This is a genomic window from Cohnella xylanilytica, from assembly GCF_014212175.1.
Taxonomy (GTDB): domain Bacteria; phylum Bacillota; class Bacilli; order Paenibacillales; family Paenibacillaceae; genus Cohnella; species Cohnella xylanilytica.
The window spans coordinates 1-19,006 of the sequence record NZ_JACJVR010000133.1 but is presented as its reverse complement, the minus strand read 5'-3'; the positions used below and the strand labels follow the sequence as shown (position 1 = coordinate 19,006).

12 protein-coding genes are annotated in these 19,006 nt (G+C 61.6%); 1 reads left to right on the top strand and 11 read right to left on the bottom strand.

What is annotated here, in order from left to right:
- Positions 1 to 465: 465 nt before the first annotated feature.
- From H7B90_RS30100 to H7B90_RS30050, 11 genes are all read right to left on the bottom strand, one after another.
- Complete coding sequence (locus tag H7B90_RS30100) at positions 466 to 2,178, bottom strand: GNAT family N-acetyltransferase (protein WP_185139605.1); 1,713 nt, start codon at positions 2,176 to 2,178, stop codon at positions 466 to 468.
- A 2-nt stretch (positions 2,179 to 2,180) separates the two neighbouring features.
- On the bottom strand, positions 2,181 to 3,518 hold the full coding sequence (locus tag H7B90_RS30095) for a Gfo/Idh/MocA family protein (RefSeq protein WP_185139604.1): 1,338 nt from the start codon (positions 3,516 to 3,518) through the stop codon (positions 2,181 to 2,183).
- A gap of 20 nt (positions 3,519 to 3,538) precedes the next feature.
- Entirely contained in the window at positions 3,539 to 4,369 is an 831-nt protein-coding gene (locus H7B90_RS30090; RefSeq protein ID WP_185139603.1) for a carbohydrate ABC transporter permease, read from the bottom strand.
- Positions 4,370 to 4,478: 109 nt separating this feature from the next.
- Complete coding sequence (locus H7B90_RS30085; protein WP_185139602.1) at positions 4,479 to 5,351, bottom strand: carbohydrate ABC transporter permease; 873 nt, start codon at positions 5,349 to 5,351, stop codon at positions 4,479 to 4,481.
- 78 nt (positions 5,352 to 5,429) lie between these two features.
- Positions 5,430 to 6,818 carry an ABC transporter substrate-binding protein gene (locus H7B90_RS30080; RefSeq protein ID WP_185139601.1) on the bottom strand — a complete coding sequence of 463 codons (1,389 nt, stop codon included), beginning with the start codon at positions 6,816 to 6,818 and terminating at the stop codon, positions 5,430 to 5,432.
- Between the two features lie 25 nt (positions 6,819 to 6,843).
- The gene (locus tag H7B90_RS30075; protein ID WP_185139600.1) at positions 6,844 to 9,213 is read right to left on the bottom strand and encodes a hypothetical protein; all 2,370 of its coding nucleotides are present in this window, start codon (positions 9,211 to 9,213) and stop codon (positions 6,844 to 6,846) included.
- 20 nt (positions 9,214 to 9,233) lie between these two features.
- Positions 9,234 to 12,449 carry an S-layer homology domain-containing protein gene (locus H7B90_RS30070; protein ID WP_185139599.1) on the bottom strand — a complete coding sequence of 1,072 codons (3,216 nt, stop codon included), beginning with the start codon at positions 12,447 to 12,449 and terminating at the stop codon, positions 9,234 to 9,236.
- Between the two features lie 193 nt (positions 12,450 to 12,642).
- Entirely contained in the window at positions 12,643 to 13,827 is a 1,185-nt protein-coding gene (locus H7B90_RS30065; RefSeq protein ID WP_185139598.1) for a response regulator transcription factor, read from the bottom strand.
- Positions 13,824 to 15,656, bottom strand: a complete 1,833-nt coding sequence (locus H7B90_RS30060) for a sensor histidine kinase (protein ID WP_185139597.1) — start codon at positions 15,654 to 15,656, stop codon at positions 13,824 to 13,826. The genes H7B90_RS30065 and H7B90_RS30060 overlap by 4 nt, the downstream gene beginning before the upstream one ends.
- A gap of 174 nt (positions 15,657 to 15,830) precedes the next feature.
- Complete coding sequence (locus H7B90_RS30055) at positions 15,831 to 17,261, bottom strand: DUF4179 domain-containing protein (RefSeq protein ID WP_185139596.1); 1,431 nt, start codon at positions 17,259 to 17,261, stop codon at positions 15,831 to 15,833.
- Positions 17,258 to 17,785, bottom strand: coding sequence for an RNA polymerase sigma factor (locus H7B90_RS30050; protein ID WP_185139595.1), 528 nt, complete (start codon positions 17,783 to 17,785; stop codon positions 17,258 to 17,260). Before H7B90_RS30050 ends, H7B90_RS30055 begins: the two co-directional genes overlap by 4 nt.
- Before the next feature lie 830 nt (positions 17,786 to 18,615).
- Here H7B90_RS30050 and H7B90_RS30045 point away from each other — a divergent pair.
- On the top strand, positions 18,616 to 19,006 hold a 391-nt coding region (locus H7B90_RS30045), incomplete at its 3' end, for a hypothetical protein (RefSeq protein ID WP_185139594.1).

Sequence of the window (19,006 nt, the reverse complement as noted above, 5' to 3'; positions counted from 1 at the left end):
GGAATTAGGGGGCCGAACCGATTGGGACGACTCGCGGCACGTCTTGGGGCTCTGAATACCGAATTTTTCGGTATTGCGGTATTGAGACCGCCGGAGACTGCTTTGGAGAGGAGGATGGATTGTGCTGCAACGGATGAATCTTCAGTTCGTGGAAGGCTTGTCCAAGGTTCAGGTGCTGTAACGGATGAAACTCCAGTTAACGGGAGGCTTGTACGAGGTTCGGGTGCTGTAACGGATGAATCTTGAATTAGTTAGTTTGAATCATGCGGATAGAATGGGTAGCGCGTCGGATGAGTCATTGGTTAGCGGGCATCATGCGAGAGGCTCGGCTGCGTATCGAACAACTGGCCAAGTAGGAGGCCTAACAGAATAAAGAGGGGGCTGCGGCCCCCTCTCGTCCGATATCGAATACCCAAGCTAAGCCAAACCAAGCCGCGCCCGGCTTCGACAAGGCCGCGCTCGCCCTCAGCAGCCGGGCAGCTCCACGATCACCGCGGACTTGTCGTCCGACTTCTTGTGCCGCGGATGCTTCACGCACGACGCGTCGAGCTCCTCCTGCCGCTCCAGCTCGTCCATATACGGCTCGAGGCCTTGCTCGTCCAGCGCGTCCGCGAGCTTCTCCCACTTGCGCGGATCTTCGTCGTTCTCGATGAAGTGGAACATGCCGTCCGTCACCGCGTACAGCCGTACGACGTTGGCCCGGGACAGCCGCCCGTATTCCATCGTGTAGGCCAGCGCCGGATCGCCGTTCATGACGGAGTAGCCGTCCGGCGCGTTCGCCTTGTCGCGGTTGCACTTGAAAATCGGCTTCAGCCTAGCGGAGAGCTCTTCGCCCGTCAGCCCGCCGGATTCGAGCAGCCGCCGCTTCGCGTTCAGCGCCTGCAGATCGAACTCGGCGACCTGGTTGCGCGTCAGCACTCGCACGCTTCCGTCCCGGTAACGGGCCAGCAGCATGCAGTCGCCGCTCTGGACGTATTCAATGTGGGTGCCGCACCATTTCGCGACCGCGAACACCGCGCCCCACCGCTTCCACTTGCCGGCGACGTCGACGCCCGCTTCCTCCATGCGCCGCATCAGCTCCGCGTTGGCCCGAAGCACCGCTTCGCGCAGATCAAGTCCCGGATCGGGAGCCACCAGCTCCTCCGCCAGCAGGCGAGCGGCGATAGCCCCGCCGGAGAGCCCCGCCGGGCTCCGGTACGGGAGCATGGCGGATACCCCGTCCACGACGCCGTAGACGTGAGCTTCCGCGTTGACGACCACCGCGTCCTCGTTCATGGCCGCGGCGCTGCCCGGGCGCGTGGCGGACGACACCTTCACGCCGTAAGGCAAGTTCAGCTTCCGGAACACCTCCCGCCACCGAGCCTGAAGCTCTTCTGTCGGCGCGTCGGGGCGGAAGCCCAGCTTCACGTACGTCTTGACGGCCGGCAACCGGAAGTCGTCCGTCTCCAGAACGACCCGATCCTTGCCGTCGAGCCTCATCCGATGCAGGGCGGCCAGGCTGACCGCATAGCCCAGGCCTTGCCCCGCGTAGGCCGGGTCCACGCCTACCATGTGCAAGTACCCGCAGTCTTCGCCCCACTCCGTCTCTTGCCAGGCGCACGCGGTCGCTACGGGCACCCCGTCATGGCAGACGAAGAGCACGCGGTCCGGCCGAAAATAATAATGAGACGCGATCCGCTCCCGGAATCCGCGCCGCCAGCCGAACGCCTTCTCGACAAGCCGCTCCCAATGCTCCTCGTCCCCCGGCTGGAAGCTTCTCAGCTCGTACCCGGGCTCCGGCAGCCGGATGGGAGGCAGCTCGGCCAAACCCTCTCTCCGCATGACCAACTGCGGCAACAGCCTCTCTTCCCGCACCTCCCCCTGCCTCATATCCAGCAGCCCCTCATCATGCCTGGCATCCTGCGCCTCACCCCGCCTCACATCCAGCCTCTCATCGCGCCTGACTTCCCGCACCTCATCCTGTTCACCCTGCTTCTCTCTCCGTCCCTCAACCCGCCTCCCGCTCTGTCTCTCTTCCCGCCCATCACTCTGCCTCACATCCAGCCCCTCATCAAACCTAACTTCCCGAACCTTGCTCTGCCCCTCTTCCAGCCTCTTACCCCTTCTCTCTTCCCGCACTTCCCCCTGCCTCTCTCCCAGCTTCACTTCTTGCTGCTCGTCCTGCCTATCTTCCGCCATCTTCAACGTCTCCTCTCTCTCCCGCGAAAATCGGGGAACGACACCGGAGCCCCGCCCCGTGCGCGCGACTCCACGGACAACGGGAATATCGCGCTCCATTCGGCCGCGTCGTATACGTCGATCGCCGGCCTCCGGCCCTCCCGGACGGCCAAAGCGAACTCCTCGAGCACCAGCCGGTTGGAGCCGCCGCGGCTATCGCCATCGCCGCCGGACTCCCGATCCAACCGGGCCCAAGCCGGAGGATCGAACTCGGCCCGATAGCGGCCGAGCGGCTCCCAGACGCCTTCCGGCTCTCCTCCCCACGGAGGCCTCCGCTTGGGCGAACGCCCTTCGATCCAGACGAGATCCTCCTCGTCTTCGTGGCGGCGAGACAGGTAAGCGCCCTCCGTCCCCTGCAGCGCGTATTGATGCATATGGTGCGGACGGGTCGACGTCCAGTCGACCCGAAGCGCGATCAGCACGCCGCTCTCCGTCGTCAGGTGCGCGACGGCCGAGTCTCCCTGCTTCCAGAAGCCTTCCTGAGCGGCCGGATGGCCGGAGCCGAACCGATCCTGGAAATAACGCCGCAACGCGCGCGAATTCGAAGTCATGGCGGACAACCCCGCCAGCCGGTCCCCGCCTTCGAGGCCGAGCCCGAGCCACTTCGCCAGCGGGCCGATCGAATGCGTCGGGTAATTGATCCCGTCGTAGTCGCGGTGCAGCTCGCCCCGCCATGTCAGCGTGCCGTCCCCGGCGTGAACGGCGTGGCGCAAGTCGTGAATGTAACCGCCTTCCAGATAGGTGATCTCGCCGAAAACGCCGCTCTCCGCCATCCGCTGAACCGTCATGGCGGTTCGTTCGAAAACATAATTTTCCGCGAGCATGTAAGTCAGTCCGGTTCTCTCTACCGTCTCGACCAGCTCCCACGTCTCCTCGAGCGTATGCGCGGCGACGACCTCGCTCAGCACGTGCTTGCCGGCGTTCAGCGCCTGAATCGCCTGGCGGGCGTGCAGCAGCATCGGGCTGGCGAGCAGGACGGCGTCGATTCCCGGGTCCTCCAGCATGCGGTTATACTCCGTATAGCCGGCGAGTCCGGGATATTCGGCCTGCCATTCTCGGACGACGTCCTCCCGAACGTCGCAGATCGCGGCCAGCCGCACGAGCGATGCGAGCGACGAGAGGGTCCGCTTGAACCGGCCGCCCCGGTTGCCCCCGACGATGCCAAGACGCAGAGGCTTCGACTCCGTCGTATGCATCGTCCCCATTATCCCCGTAGCTCCCCTAGCTCCCGCAGCTCCCACGGCTTCCCCGGCCTCCCCGGCTTCGACCGCGTCCCTCGCTTCCCTTTCCATAGCTGCCATCGTCATTCAACCTCCATTCCTTATTTGACGGACCCGATCACAAGTCCTCTCTTGATGTACTTCTGCAGCGCGACGTAGATCAGCATCGGCGGAACCGAGGTCATGAACAGCCCGGCCAGCAGCAGCGGGTAATCGGTGTCGAACCGCTTCAGAATCGTCGCCACCGCGACGGTCATCGTTTTCCATTCATCGGATTGCAGGAAAATGAGCGGCGTAAACAGGTCGTTCCACCAACCGGTCGTATTGAAGATCGCCAGCGTCACGATGCCGGGTACCGACAGCGGAAGGACGATGCGCGCGACCGTCTGCACATAGGAGATGCCGTCCACCTTCGCCGCCTCCAGAATCTCGTCGGGAATTCCCCGCATGAGCGCGACGAGCAAGAAGATGTTGGAGGGCACGCTCGTGACCGCCCACATGATGACGACCGAAGCCGGATGATCGACGAGCCCGAGCCGGGACATCAGCAGGAAGTTCGGAACGACGAATGTGATGCCGGGAATCGTCATCGTCGCGATGACGGTCATGTAGAGGCCGGAACGGTACCGGAACCGGATCTTGGCGAAGGCGAACGACGCGGGAATCGACAGCGCCATCGCCAGCGCGAACGCGGCGGCCGTATCGCCCAGCGTGTTGCCGAACAGGCGCAGGACGTCGAACCGATAGTACAGCGCCTTGAAATTGTCGAAGTACCAAGGGGCGGGCAAGCCCCCGGGATCGCGGAAAAAGTCGACCGCCGTCCGCGAGCTGTTCACGGCCATGTAGACGACCGGGTAGAAGTCGACGACGGCGATCGCGACGAGCACGAGATAAACGACGAGACGAACGGGCAATGATTTGCGTTTGGCCATAGCAAAGAACTCCCTATCCCAGCAATCTATCCGAGCAATCTAATCTAGCACTCTAACCTATCACTCTAACCTATCACTCTAACCTAGCAATCTAACCTCGCGAATCCGGCTACTCTTGATACCGGCGCGACCACCGGATCTGCGCCCACGACGCCAGCAGCACGATGACGAACAGCACGATCGAGAGCGCGCTGGCGTAGCCAAGCTGATCGGGCGATTGGAACGCCTTGATATAGATCATGTAATCGATCGGCGTCGTCTCCCGCCCCGGCCCGCCTTGGGTGACGGCGTAGACGAGCGAGAACAGGCCGATGAAGCAATAGATGGCGTTGGTCACGGTAAAATAAACGATCGTCGGCACGAGGGAAGGCATCGTGATGCGGAACAGCCGCTGCCACCAGCCGGCCCCGTCGAGGCTCGCCGATTCGTAGATTTCGGGCGATATGGAAGACAGGCCGGACAGGAAGATGAGCGCCCCCTGGCCGAGCGTCTGCCAGTAGAAGCAGAAGATAAGCACGAGGAACGCGGTCGGCGCGCGGGACAGCCATTCCGTCGTCCCGTCGGTCAGCCCGAGCGCGCGCAGCATTTCGTTGACGACGCCGGACGGGGCGAACATCATTTTCATCAGCATGCCGACGACGACCGACGACAGAATCGTCGGGATGTAATAGAGCGACCGGAAGAAGCGCCAGCCGCGAACCTCCTCGAACAGCAGCACCGAGACGACGAGCGACAGCAGGAGAATGCCGGGAATGGACAGCAGGAACACGGCGTTGTTGCGAAGCAGCGTCCACAGCTCTCCGTTGGAGAAGATAAACCGGTAATTGCGCAAGCCGATCCAGTGCGAGTCGGCTCCGTTCCACTTCGTGAAGCTGTGATAGAAGGTGTTGACCATCGGGTAGAACACGATCGCGCCCAGCGCCAGGAACGCCGGAAGCAGCGACAGATAGCCGGAGAGCGATTCTCTCGTGCGATAGTGCATGGCGGCGAAGCCTCTCTTATTGGAAAAAATGAGGCCTTCACGGCAAGCGATGAAGGCCTGGAAGGAGAATCGGCAAGCCTATTTCTGCGCGTTGATCTCGTCCCGCTTCTGGTCGAGCTTGGCCAGGAAGTCGCCGGGATCGAGCTGTTGCTTGATGACGAGCGCGTTCAGCGAGCTGATGTAGTCCGACAGCTCCGACGGGTAGATGTTGTCCGGCCAGAAGATGGTCGACGGTTCGCTGGCCCATTCCTGCTGCTTGATGACGAACGGATCGTCCGCGAACTCTCTCGCGTCGGCGTTCTTGATATTCAGCAGCTTGCCGTAGCCGTCCTTGAACCGGGCGATCTGCTCATCCTTGCTTACGAGGAAAAGGATGAACTTGACCGCTTCCTCCGGGTGGCGCGACGATTTCGAGACGACGAAGTCGGCTCCGGTGCCGCCGATCCCGCCGTTTTTGACAACGACATCATCGCTGAAGTTCGGAATCTTCATCATGCCCAGGTCGTCGCCGAGCGCGGCGCGGGCGTCGTTCAGGTAGCCATAGCCGCCGAAGATGAGCGCCACCTTGCCGTTGTAAAACTGCGTCTGCGGCTGGTCGTTCGTGACGAAGCCGTCCTTGTAGAGCTGGAGATAGCCCTGCATCACCTTAAGCAGCTTCGGATTGTTGAAGTTCAGCTTCCCGTTGACGATGTCGTTGATGCCGGACGTGCCGACCGTCTGGGCGAACCAGTAGTCGAGGAAGTAGACGAAGTCTCCGTCCGATTCGGACCCGATCGGCGTGACGCCGCTGTCCTTCAGCTTCTTCAGCATGGCGACGAACTCGTCGTAGCTCGTCGGCGGGCTCTTCTCCGGATCGAGGCCGGCCGCCGCGAACAGCTTCTTGTTGTACAGAATGCCGATCGTGCCGTCGCTTCCGTCCGGAACGCCGTAGATTGTGCCCGAATCGGCGAAGTTCTCGGTGACCGCGTTCCAGCCCGTCATCGAGTCGATGTCCGTCTGCTGCAGGTAGGAGTTCAGCGGCTGAATGAACGCCTTCAGGTCCATCGTGTAGTTGCCGGACCACAGGTTGGTGACGTCGGGGCCGTTGTTCGCGATGCCCGCCGTCTGGAACTTCGTCATCGCGTTCGTCCCGTCGGGAATGTCCTGGATGTCGATCTCGACGTTGGGGTGGGCGGCCTCGTAGCGGGCGATCGCCTTGTAGATATAGAAGTCTTCCTTCTTCTTCGTCTTGTCGTTCTCGTCGATCGTCGGGTAGGACGTGTTCCAGAAAACGAGCTTGATCTTCTTCCCGCTATCGCCCCCGGAAGAGGAAGCCGATGCGGATGCCGAAGCCCCGGACGCGGCCGGACTGCCGTCATTCCCGCTCCCGCCGTTCTCGCTGTTGCCGTTCGCTCCGTTCCCGCAGGCCGACAGCAGCATCAGGCTGCCGGCCAGCAGGAGAGCGGTTCCCTTGCGCTTCCCGTTCATCTCTCGTCTCTCTCCTCGAAATCCTTTATTGTTGTTCCTTCAACATGCCGTAATAACGGCCCATCCAATACGGGAGCAGGAACCACGTTCCGCTCTCCATCGAACCCGAAGCGTAGCTGACGTTGTTGTATTGGACCTTCGTGTAATCGACGTAATCGTTGTTGAGAACCGTGGCGTTCGTATAACCCGAGAACGCCGTGAACGGGCTCGAATTGAACTTGTGCGTGTCCGTCTCGTCCAGAGGCAGCGGGCGGCTCGTCGAGACGACGCCCTTGCGGTCTCCGTTGATCTTCGTGTAGTCCCGGTAGTTGAAGTACTTCACGAGGAGCGCGTCCTTCCGCATGCTGTTGTTGACCGGGAAGTTGACCCGGTATTGCGGCATGCGGCTGAGCGCCCACGCGGCCGTTCCCAGGTCGGCGTCCGTCCGTTCCGGATACGTCTTCTGGTACAGATAGATGTAGAACGGATTGTTCTCGTCCTTCATGTTCGCCCACCATTGATCGAACACTTCGCGGAGCTGCGCGACCCGGTCGGAATTCGGATCCTCGTTCATCTCGATGTCGATGAGCGGCAGGAACGCCACCGCGAACAGGTTCTCGTCGGAGAAGTTGACGGCCAGCCGCCAGTTCCCGCTGGCGTGAATCGCGCTGTTGATGCCCGGATAATCGTCGAAGTCGCTGGACAGGACGTTGCGCTTCCGCTCGATGTACTGCTTCATAATGTCGATATAGCCGATGCCGCTCGTCTCGTCGGTGTAGCTGGCGTCGTTGTTGTCGTAGCTGCCGCCGTCCGAGCGGGGCGTCCACAGCTTGTCGTAGACGTCGCGGAACAACGCGTTGTCTTCGCCGTACTTGTCCATGTCGAGCGAAGTCAGGTAGATCGCCGTCTTGACGAAGCTTACGATCTCGTCCGCGTTGACGTCGCTCTCGTAGCCGCCCTCGTATTCGCCGGGAGGAACGCCTTCCGTATTGAGCGTGTAGTCGATCTGCGGCGCGAAGTAGGTCGCGTTCCAGCGGGCCCAGGTCGTCGGGTTGCCGGTGGCGTCGATCATCGCGAAGCCGTTCGTCACGATGCCCTTCACGATCCGGTCGGCGAACTCGATCGCCAGCTCCTTCAGATGCGCGTCTTCCTCGCCCGTCCCGTCGAACAGATACTTGGCCGCGAAGTAGAGCAGCGCCATCTGGCCGTTCACTTCGTCGGAGGACGTGTCCGCCTTGTAGATGACCTTATAATCGTTCTCGCTGCCGCCGTACAGCTCGGCGAGCATCGGGTCGACTTCTTCGACGATCGGCGACTTCAACTGCCAGACGACGCTGCCGTCGCTCTTGCTCTTGATGACCGGGAAAATGTCTTTGCCCGGGTAGTCGGCTTCGTAATCATTGCCCGTCGCGGCCTTGTACGCCGCCTTCGCTTCGGCGACGAGGTCCGGATCGGCGATCGCCAGCGTATCCTTCTTCCCGGCGTCCGACGTGTCCACGGCGACGCCGTACGCGGAGCCGTCCTCCGCCTTCACCTTCTTGAACCAGAAGCCGTTCGGCTGCGCGTCGCCCTCCATGATGTAGGAGCGGGCCACGAAGCCGTTCCCGCGGCCGGAGACTTGCGCGAGCAGCATGACGGCTTTGGCCGCCCGCGTCGCGTCCGCCTTGGCGGCGGCCGCTTCGGCGGCGTCGCCCTCCTGCTTGGCGGTCAAATACCGGTAGATCTCGCCGATGGCGTATTCGCTCGTCCACAAGCCGTCGTTGTCGTTCGTCGTCGGACGGCCCGCGTACTCGTCGCCGCTGCGGGAATACGCGACGTCCTCGCCGATCATTCCGAAGCGGTCGTTGACCGCCTTGGTCAGCTGCTCGTAGGTATCCGCCTTGTCCTTAAGCGAGCGCTTCGTCATCTGGATATGGACGATCCCTCGGGAGTTCCGCACCCAGACGCCGTTGTCTCCGTCCGGATAGAGGCCGGTGACTTGGTCGTCGCCGTTGTACAAATAGCGGGGACCGGCGAAGTATTGCGTATAATCGCGCTTGTCGCCTTCCTTGACGTTGATCCGTTGAAGCCCCTTCGTCGTGCCGATCCACAGCGTGTCGCCCGCTTGCGCGAAGGCCGTCACCTGGTCCGCTCCGACCGTCTTGACGATCTCCCGGTCGGCCGGAACCGCCTGGGAGGCGTCCAGCCCTTGAAGCACGGCCTTCCGCGCTTCGTCGGTCAAGTCGGCGGACGCGTTGAATTCGTCCAGGCTGTAGTAGTCCATCGCCTTCTGGTACGTGTCGCCGATAACGGCGGCCTTATAAGAGGTGTCCAGCGGCAGGTTGTTGTCCGCGAACGCCTGCAGCGGAACGGCCAGGGCGAAGATCGCCGCGAGCGGAAGCGCGGTCAGGCTTTTGGCGTACTTGTGTACGTTCAATGGGTTCACCCTCCTGTCGGTTAGGAATAACGAATGCGCGAGACGCCTTGGTCGGTCAGCACCCATACCGCCCGGTCGTCGGCCAGCAAGGCCCGAATCGTTCCCTTGAAGTAGTCGCCTTCCGGGAACGTCTCCGCCGAGCTCGCATCGGAGGCGTACGGGTCGAAGCGCTTCAGCGTCGTCCCCGAACCGGTCCATAGACGGCCCTCGTCGTCGAAGACGTTGACCGCGCCGTCCTGCCCGAGAACGGCAAGCGCGGAAGGCTGGAAGGGGAACGTGTAATCGATCGTCTTCGTTCCGGCGAGCGCTTGGGCGTAATCCCGAAGCTGCTGCGGCACCGCAGCGTCGTCCGTCTCGTAGAAGTCGACGTTGCCCGCATGCGGCAGCCCGCTCTTGAACGCGTCGTAATGGGCGGCGATCTCCTCTTGGGCGAGCGCCCTGGAGTACATTTTCACCTGTCCGATCGCGCCCTCGAAGGCATGGATGACGTCGCCGTACGCTTCCACGTCTCCGCCGATGATCAGGTCGTTGCTCTCGTTGATCGGAAGCGCTCCGGAGGTCGTGTTGCCGCCGGCCGGCGCCCCGTTGACGTACAGCTTGATGGAGCCGTTCTTGTACCCGTTCGCGGCATCGCCTTCGTAGACGGCGGTCAGGTAGAACACCTTGCCTTTGACGTTGTCGATGACGGCCGATTCCGCCGGATCCTTCGAGTTCTGCGTGTCGAAAACAAACTTCTTGTCTTCGGCGGAGTAGTACAGGTAATAGCCTCCGTTCTCGTAGGTGCCCAGGATGTGATACTCGTCCTTGGACAAGTCGCTGTCCGGGGAGACGTAGACGGCCGTCTCGATCGTCAAGGCGTCTTGGGTGAACAGGCTGCTGTTGTACGGCACGCGGGCGACCGAGGTCGGCTTGCCTCTCGCCCCGGCGCCGTCGAGGACAAGCGCCTTCTTGCCGAACAAGGAATCGTCCGCGACGCGGGCGTTATTCTCGAGAACGGCGTCGTTCTTGTTTATGGCGGCATCCTTCACGGTCTTGCCGGAGACGTTCGCGAAGTCGATATCGAGGACGTCCGGAGCCTGCGCGTCGTAGCCCGTGCCGGCGCTCAAGGTTTTGAAGGTCGCCGAGATCGGCGTCGATTCCTTCCCGTAAGCGTCGAGAGCCTTGACGGACACGGTGTAGGAGGCGTTCGGCTTCAAGCCCTTCGCGACGAACGTATGGGTCGCGGCTTCGGCGTAAGGCGAGACGACCGAAGGCGCGCCGATCAGCTTGCCGTTGACGGCGACGATATAGGAGTCGACCTTGGTGTCGTCGGTCGCCTTGGGCCACGCGAGCGTGGCGGACGACGCGGAGACGCCGGACACGTCCAGCTTCGTCCCCTTCTTGAAGGAAGGGTTCTCGGCGTCCGTCGAATACTTTTTGGCGGATTGGACCGGATCCTTCAGATCGATTACGTAAGGGGTTCCGATGAGCGCGCCCTTCTGATCCAGCTCCCGCCGCTCGATGACGACCTTGCCGGAATAGACCTTCACCAGCAAGCCTTGCGAGACGTTCTTGTCCAGGTAGATGTCGTCGTCGTTGGCATAGCCGTGCGCCTGAACGAACGCGGTGGACCCGTCGTTGATCCGGACGAATCCGTCGCTGGCGTCGATCGTCTTCGGGTGCTCCAGCGTGTAATGCGTATGCCCGGTCAGAAGGATGGCGTTCGGATGGCTCGCCATGACGGCTTTGAACTTCGCGTATTCCGCCGGGTTGTTCCAGCCGGCGCCCTCGCTGCCGTACGTGGTGTTCTTGTAAGGATAGTGGATCAGGACGAACACCGGCTTCTTCGGATCGGCCGGCTTGCCCTTCTCGTCCGTGGCGATCTCGTTCTTGAGCCATTCGTACTTGGCGTCGGACATGGCGCTGCGATCGTGGTCGACGACGATGAAGTGGTAGCCCTTGACCCAGGTGTCGTAGAACACGCCCGCGTTCTCGGTCTTCGGATCGACGGGCTCGACTTGATTGCCGTTCCCGTCCATGCCGGTCTCCTTGTAGAAGCGCTCGGCCGCCGCATATTTGTCGCCGCCGAGCTCGTCTCCCGCGGCGTAATATTCGTGGTTGCCCGGGGAGATGATCGCCTTGGCGCCTGCCGGCTTGTTCGCGTTCAGAATGCTCATCGCGCTCTTGTACTGGGCGACGGTGCCGGCATCCGTCATGTCGCCGTCGACGACGATGGCGTTGTAGCTGCCGAGCGTCTTGAATACCTTGAGCGCTTGCTCGAACTTGGCCGCGGCGTCGACGGAGACGTCCTCGATCCCGACGTGCGTGTCGCTCACGACGGGGAACGTCAGAATAGGCGCGGCGCTCGATCCGCCGCCTCCTCCGCTTCCGCCGTTGCCTCCGTTGCCGCTACTGCCGCCGTTGCCATCGTTGCCGCCGTTCCCGCCCGAAGTCGAGCCTCCTTCGCCTCCGCCTGCACTCGGCGTGCCGCCGCCCGGATTCGCGCTGCCGCCCCCGGAGGACTCCCCGCCATTGCCGGCGTTGCCGTTATTGCCGTTCTCTCCTCCCGTCGCGGGAGGCTGCCCGTTCCCGGAGCCCGAACCGTTGCCTGGCGAGGAATGGCTCTGCCTGGCTTTATCCAGCAGCACGACCGCTTCGGCGCGCGTGAGAACCGCGAGCGGCCGGAAGGAGCCGTCGGAGAAGCCGGAGAGGAGACCGCGAGCGGCCAGAGCGGCGACGGCCCCCCGGCTCCAGCTCCCGATGGAAGCCTTGTCCGTGAACGCGAGGGATGACGCATCCGCCGATCCGGCTTCCAGCCCCAGCATGCGGGCGAGCATAACCGCCGCCTCCTGCCGGGTGACGGGGCTGCCGCCGCGGATCGTGCCGTCGGCGAAGCCCGAGATGTAGCCCGCCTTGACCGCCTTCCGGACGTCTTCGTATTCCCAGCCGGACGCGGACAAGTCCTTGAAGCTTACGTCCCCCGCCTCGGTATAGCCGAGCGCCCGGTTCGCCAACGCCATCCATTCGGCCCGCGTAAGCGGACGGTTCGGTTCGATGCGTCCGTTCGAATCGCCGTGCAGCAGACCGGCTTGAACCCAGCTCTTCAGCGTGCTCTCCGCCCAGTTGCCCCGGATGTCCGACGCCGTCTGCGCCGGAGCCGCCAACGCGGAACCGACCGGTCCCGCGATCATGGCCGTCGCGAGCGCCGCCGCCGCGAAGCCTCTGAACGGCCGGGCGGCGATGTTGCCGACTTTCATGTTCCATTCCTCCCGCTTGGTTGATAGGCTGTCTATCTTCATGATAGGAGGTTGTCCGGCCCGGGGGGACTACAGCGTATGACCGATCGTTTATCTTCTTCGAGGGGGAGGGCGCTTGCGTCAAAACGACGTATCGCCCTTGTTAACGGGGGGTAAAAAGGAGGCCTGTCTTTATCCGGATATGACTTTTCGTTTATCTCTCCGAATATTTGGAAGGGGAGACGCCGCGCACCTTTTTGAACATTCGGGTGAACGAGCTGAGGTTCAGGTAGCCGAGCCTCTCGGAGATCTCGGTGAGGCTCTTGCCATTCTTCATCATGACGATGGCCAGCTCCGTCTTCTCGTACAGGACGAATTCGGTGAAGCTTACGCGGCTTACTTCCTTGAAGAGCCGGCTCAGGTAGCTGCTGTTAATATAGAAGGCGCCGGCGATCTCCTGCAGCGTCACCTCGCGGTCGAGGTGCGTCTTGATATATTGCTTGATGAGCGCGACGACCTTCTCCTTGTCCTCCGCGGAATTCGTCAGCGCGAGCGAGCCCTCCAGCCTCTCGAGCTCCCGCGCGAGCAAGTCCGCGGCTTCCTCCAGCCGCGCGGCCGCGTAAATCCGGTCGACGAGCCGGTGATCGGCCGCCTGCCGGCCGGCGAGCAGCTCCTCGCACGCGGACCAGGAGCGGAACAGGAACTCCGTCATCATGTTCTTGACGACGTGCGGATGCGCCCGCGGCTGCCTGCGCAGCTCCGCGGTCAGTTCGCCGAGCTGCTGCCGGGCGGCGGCGAAGCGCAGCGACTCGAGGCTCTCCGACAGCCGCTTCCGCAGCTTGTGCGCCTCCTCCGGCAGCGCTTCGAGGAACGCTTCGCCCGTCGGATTCGGCGTACCCGGCTCGCCGTAGAACGCCCGTTCCGCCGAATCCGACGAATTCGACGCGGCCGCCGACGCAAGCTCCGCCTGCCCCGTCGCGACCGCTTGGCCCGCGAGCCCGGCCTTCTCGGCCGCCTCCCGATCCCGCGCCACGTCGAGGGACAGGCTTCGCAGAATCGCGCACAGCTCGTCCATATCGAGCGTCGACTTCAGAATGAAATCGTTCACCTGCAGCTGAATCGCTTCCCGCATATACTTCATGTCCTGATGGCACGTCAGCACGACGAAGCGGGAATCGGCCCTCCGGCCTTTGGCGAAGCGGATAAACTGAAGCCCGTCCATCTTCGGAAGCTCGATGTCGACCAGCACGATATCGGGCAGGTGCCGCTTGAACAGCTCGTACGCCTCGTCCCCGTCCTGCGCCTCGCAGACGAGCTCCATGCCGAGCGAGGACCAGGGAATCGCCTTGCGCAGGCCGAGGCGGACGAGAATCTCGTCTTCCACGATCATGACCTTCATGAGGACCTTCCTTCCTTCTCCGGTTCCAGAGTACCGCCGGTTCGATAGGGCAGCGTAATCGTCACCTTCGTAGATTCGTTCGGGCGGCTGTCGAGAACGATCCCGTACGGATCGCCGTACTCGAGCCGAAGCCGCTGCCGCAGATTGATCAGACTGAGCCCTCCCGCCCGGGGCCGGCCGCTTCGGCGCTCCAGGCCGAGCGGCTCCGAAGCGTCGGCGGGCTCGATGCCCTTGCCGTTGTCCGCGATGACAAGCTCGAGATCGCTCCCCCGCAGCCGGCCTTCGATGCGCAGCCGGGGCTCGCGGTCGAACGGGGGCGAGAAGCCGTGCACGATCGCGTTCTCGACCAGCGGCTGAATCGTAAACTTCGGGATGGCGGCCCGCAGGACGGCTTCGTCGACATCCAGCTCGACGCGGACGGACCGCATCGCGCGGATCTCCTGAAACTTGACGAAGCTCATCGCGTAGCCGATCTCCTCCTCTACCGCGCTGTACAGAACGTCGGTATTCCTCAGCGTGTAATCGAGCATCCTCGTCAGGGAGAGAAGAGCTTCGGCCATCGTCGAATCGCCGCGAAGCACCGCCAGGAAGCGCAGCGCGTTCAGCGAATTGTGCCAGAAGTGCGGCCTCATCTGCTCCTGCAGCCTCTGCAGCTCCAGCCGTCGCTTCTCGCTCTCTCCGCGCCGGATCGTCTCCACCTGTTCCCGGATTTTATCGAGGAACCGGTTGATGCCCCCGTTCAGCGTCTCGATCTCCTTGAACCCGCGATAGCTGTAGCTCTCGGGAGGAGCCCGGCCGGCAGCCGAATCCTCCACGATCCGGGACATCCGCCGGACCGGCATCGTCACCTTCGTATGCAGGATGGCGAAGAAGACGACGATGAACAGGATCGAGATTCCCGTCATGATGGCCGTTATGCGCCAGATGCTCACGCTGTCTGCATGCAGCGAATCCGGCGGAAGGAGCGACACCATCGTCCAGGGAGTCGACGCGACGGGCTTGTACAACGCCCGGTACGGCCGGCCCGACAGCCGGACGTCCGCTATTCCCTCGCCGGCGTCGAGGCTCCTGACCTGCCGGTAGACGTCGCGAAGCGAAGCCGAACTCCCGTCGACGCCTTCGGGCAGCCGCTCGTTGCGAAACAGCGTCCGCATGTCGCCGGAGAAGATGAAGATCGGGTTCGCTTCGTTGATCTGCGCCCGGTCCAGCATCCGTTCGATCAACGCGCCGTTGAGCTCGATGACGAGCAGCCCGAAGGAGCGGTTGTTCCGGATGATGTTTTTGCTGACGTACAAGGCTTCGGAGGAGGGGGCGTCGTGGAAATCGGAAGCGACGTTCCAATGAAGGAAATCATTGTCGAGGGCGACGCGGTTGGCGAACCAGGGGAAGTCCGACACGGTGTCGAGCAGCCGCTTCTCCTCCCAGGCGTTAATGGAGGGGTAGGCGTAGACGTTCCGCCGGTTGTCGTACACCTGAATGTTGACGGGAAGCCGCAAGTGATAATAGTCGGAGAAGGCGCCGAGCTGCCGCTCCGTCTTCGTCTTGGCCGCCGCGCCGCCCGACTGCAGCGCGTCGATCAGCTCCGGGTGGTTCGACAGCGAGCGGGCGAAGTCGTCGATGTAGTTGAGGTAGTTGGACAGATTGACCGACACCGAGTCCAGATTTTCCGCGATGATCCGCGAATATTGCTCTTCGATCGTGCGCGTCGATTGCGAGCTGACGATATACCCTTGCAGCGACGTCAGGAACAGCATGAGCAGCGAGATCAGAATAAACAGCAGCAGCTTCCAGCTGGAAAATAACGAGCGGATTCCGCGTCTTACGTCCATGGCGAGTTCTCCCCGTGTTGTAGTGGATGACGTCGGCTTGGTTTGGCTTGGCCGGGGCCACTCTCATTATAGGAACGGATTATCATCGCAGTGTTTTCGCGTCGGCTGCCTTCCGCCTCCCTCCTCCGCAAGAAGACCCTCTCGAATGCGCTCGAGAGGGCCTTGTCGGATCGATTATTCGGTTAGCGGCAGAACCAGGTCCAGCCCCGGAATCGGAGACCGGTTAGGCGCGGAGCGGAGGATCCGCAGGTTCAACTTCGACGGATCCGGCAACGCCGGCAGCTCCATCCGGAACGAATAGCCGTCGCTGCCGAGCCGCACCGCATTGTCGGAGTCGAAGGGGTACTTCAGCGATTGGTCCGCGTTCTCCACCCACCAGTTTATTCCTTCGTAAGGGTAATCCCCTCTCACTTCGTAGTCGACGATCGTTCGGTCTGCCCTGAAGTCGATCTTCCGGAAGGTTACGGTCGCTTCTCCCAGCTCTACGGTCAAAGGCAGCGGCGACGTTAGGGGGAGCGTTCGGGATTGGACGGGAGTGGAGTAGGCAGCCCCTCCCTTGCCGTCGCTCGTCAACAGCTCGCTCCGTTCGTCGACGGACAGCCGCAGCTTGCCGGAGTCTTCGCGAAGATTCGCATAGACGGCGGAGTACTTCGCCGGCCCGCCGCTTGCTCTCATGCCGCTGGCCGACAGCGGTTCCAGCTCGGCTCCCCGGTCGTCGAAGAGCCGGAAGACCAAATCCTTCCGAAGCGTCTTCTCGCCTGCCGGCGGATCATTCCTATCCTTCGGCGCGGCAGCCTCTTCCGCGTCTCTCTCCGGCCAGACGAGCTCGTACGATACCTTCGTCGTAAGCGGGCTGAAGAGAACCCCCGTCACCGACACCTCGATTCCGTCGGCGCTGGCCTTCAGAGGGGGCGAATAGGTCACTTCGCGTACGTTGCGTCTCCATTCCGTAATTTTCGCTTGGAATGCCCAGTTCCCCAAGATTTTCTTCCTCTCGCCGCCGCGGTCGTCGACGACGTCGTTCACATAGACCTTCAGATCGAAGGAATCCGGAAGGGAAACCCTCGATTTAAAAGTGAAGACCGTCGCCTCCGAGCTCTCGCCGATGCTCTCGGACCTGTCGCCCATGCCCGTATCCCAAGGCTTGCCGTCGATGGCGATCATCTCCGGCCTCGGCTCGATCCGGATTCCCGGCTCGTGCACGAAGCGTACGGTCAACAGAGCCCCGTCGTAGACGACCCGATCGAGCGTCAGGGCGATGCCCTGGTCGACGACCGTCTGCCTGTCGAAGCCGGACGGAGCGGGCTCCTTATGTGCAGGATCTCCGGCCGAGCTGAAGGAGGAGCCGATAACCGGGAGCCGCTGCAGCCACTCGGAAGCGGACGGAGAAGCGAAGCCGGCCGCGACGATCAGCGCCGCGAGCAGGCCGATTCCCGCCACCCGCAGGCTCCGCTGCCGACGAATATGCCTTCTGCGTTCGCGGTCGTATTCGGGCAGCGAGCCGTACAGCCGCTCCATCCTCTCCCGGACGACCGCGGGGACCGTCGACGTCTCTCTCGCCATCGCCTGCTTCAGGCGCGCGTCTTCATCGCCGAACTCTCTCATGAGCAACCGACTCCCTTCTCTCGTCCTTCCCCGCTTAGCGAAGCCAGGATTCCTCTCGCCCGATGAAGTCTCGACTTCACCGTTCCTTCCGGCAGGCGGAGCTGCTCCGCGATCTCCTTGACCGACAGATCCCCGTAGTAATACAGCCGGGCGATCGTCCGAAGCGGAGCCTCGAGCCGGTCGACGAGCTCCTGCAGCTCCATAACGACGAACCCGGCCTCGTTGATCCGGGGATCCGTCTCTTCCGTGAGCGGAACGTAGCTCTTGCGGGATTGCAGCATTCTTTTGCATTCGTTGATATGAATCCGAACGAGCCAAGTCTTGAAGTAAGCCGGCTCCTTCAGCCCCTTGATCGAACGGTAAGCGCGAAGAACCGTCTCCTGCATCGCGTCCGCGCAGTCCTCGTCCGAATGAAGGAACGCGCGGGCCGTCTGATACAAAACGGCTTCGAACGCTCGCATCAAGCGAACGAACGCGTCCGGGTCCCCGCTTCTCGCTCTCATGACGTCGTCTATCCACTCCAATGCCTTCTCTTCCCCTTCCGGACGCCGCCGCTTTCGTTCGTCAGCCGCCGCCACTCTCTATCGATTAGACCCGGGGAAGACGGAATCGGTTCGCGCGGTCGGCAAAAAAAACGATGAGAGGCGTTGCCCATGGGAAAAAGCGGCTAACGAATCGAGGAGACGCTATTTGGCTGAAAATCAGAGATTTTCGTTTCTAACGAATCGTACAGACGCTATTTCGTGCCGCAAGCCCGTTTTTACCCCGATTGGTCCTAAATAAGATCGCTGGAGTTCGTTAGAGTTTCGAAAATGGGCTTTTGAACCTAAATAGCGGTCTCCTGGGTTCGTTAGACAGCGGTGCCCATGAATCGGAGCCCTGTGATCGGATTGTAACCATGGCGCACCAGCGGCGAATGGACCGCATGTACGTAGGAAAATTCGCACGAACACGAATCCGCCGGTCCCGTTCGTTATCTTTTAAGCTGGATTCTCCTCCAGGTAACGCCACACCTCCAGCACCGCGAGCAGCAGCAGAACGTTGTCCATGTAATGGTCTGAGACGACCGCCTCGCAGCAGTCGAACGAGCCGGTGCGGACCCGGCGTCATGGCAGATTAAATGCAGATGAACGCCATGCTCGTCCTCCCTCGCCAACCGTTCGACGATGCCCTCGTATCCTTGGAGCATGGAGAAACGGAAGACGGGCTGAGGTAGCGATACGCGATATCTCGTTTATTAAATGGACTCCATTTTTCTATAATGTTAATGTTACCAGGCTCGATTTCGCTTTTATCACAGATCCCCAAACTCAAAAAAAAGAATTCAATCCTCTGTCAAAGGAGCGTTTGGACTATGAATAAGTTGCTTCGAAAGGCGGGCAGGATCGGAGGAAAAGGGCTACTGTTTGGTACTTTAGCGGCATTTGCGATTATTTGTATCTTTGGAATCGCCTTTTTTATCGGATTGTGGTTTGGTCCAGGCAAAGATGATGATATAGCCTTATTTCATGGCAATAAGTATGCTATCTCCAAGTCGCCGGCCAGCTATGATTTGTACGAAAAGGATAAAAGATTGATCCTGCCCAACGTTACCGCCTATTATGTCGGCAAGGAAAAAAGCTACATTGCGAATAATTCCGAAATGATCATCATTGACGAGAGGCAAGGAAGTTATGAAGTAAAAGCTCTTCATGAAGCTACTTCGGAAGAACGGGCATTCATAATAACTCAACTTTCGCAGAGAG

Coding starts and splice junctions, on each gene's coding strand:
- H7B90_RS30100 (WP_185139605.1), bottom strand. CDS start 2,178: ATGGCGGAAGATAGGCAGGACGAGCAGCAAGAAGTGAAGCTGGGAGAG.
- H7B90_RS30095 (WP_185139604.1), bottom strand. CDS start 3,518: ATGGCAGCTATGGAAAGGGAAGCGAGGGACGCGGTCGAAGCCGGGGAG.
- H7B90_RS30090 (WP_185139603.1), bottom strand. CDS start 4,369: ATGGCCAAACGCAAATCATTGCCCGTTCGTCTCGTCGTTTATCTCGTG.
- H7B90_RS30085 (WP_185139602.1), bottom strand. CDS start 5,351: ATGCACTATCGCACGAGAGAATCGCTCTCCGGCTATCTGTCGCTGCTT.
- H7B90_RS30080 (WP_185139601.1), bottom strand. CDS start 6,818: ATGAACGGGAAGCGCAAGGGAACCGCTCTCCTGCTGGCCGGCAGCCTG.
- H7B90_RS30070 (WP_185139599.1), bottom strand. CDS start 12,449: ATGAAAGTCGGCAACATCGCCGCCCGGCCGTTCAGAGGCTTCGCGGCG.
- H7B90_RS30065 (WP_185139598.1), bottom strand. CDS start 13,827: ATGAAGGTCATGATCGTGGAAGACGAGATTCTCGTCCGCCTCGGCCTG.
- H7B90_RS30060 (WP_185139597.1), bottom strand. CDS start 15,656: ATGGACGTAAGACGCGGAATCCGCTCGTTATTTTCCAGCTGGAAGCTG.
- H7B90_RS30055 (WP_185139596.1), bottom strand. CDS start 17,261: ATGAGAGAGTTCGGCGATGAAGACGCGCGCCTGAAGCAGGCGATGGCG.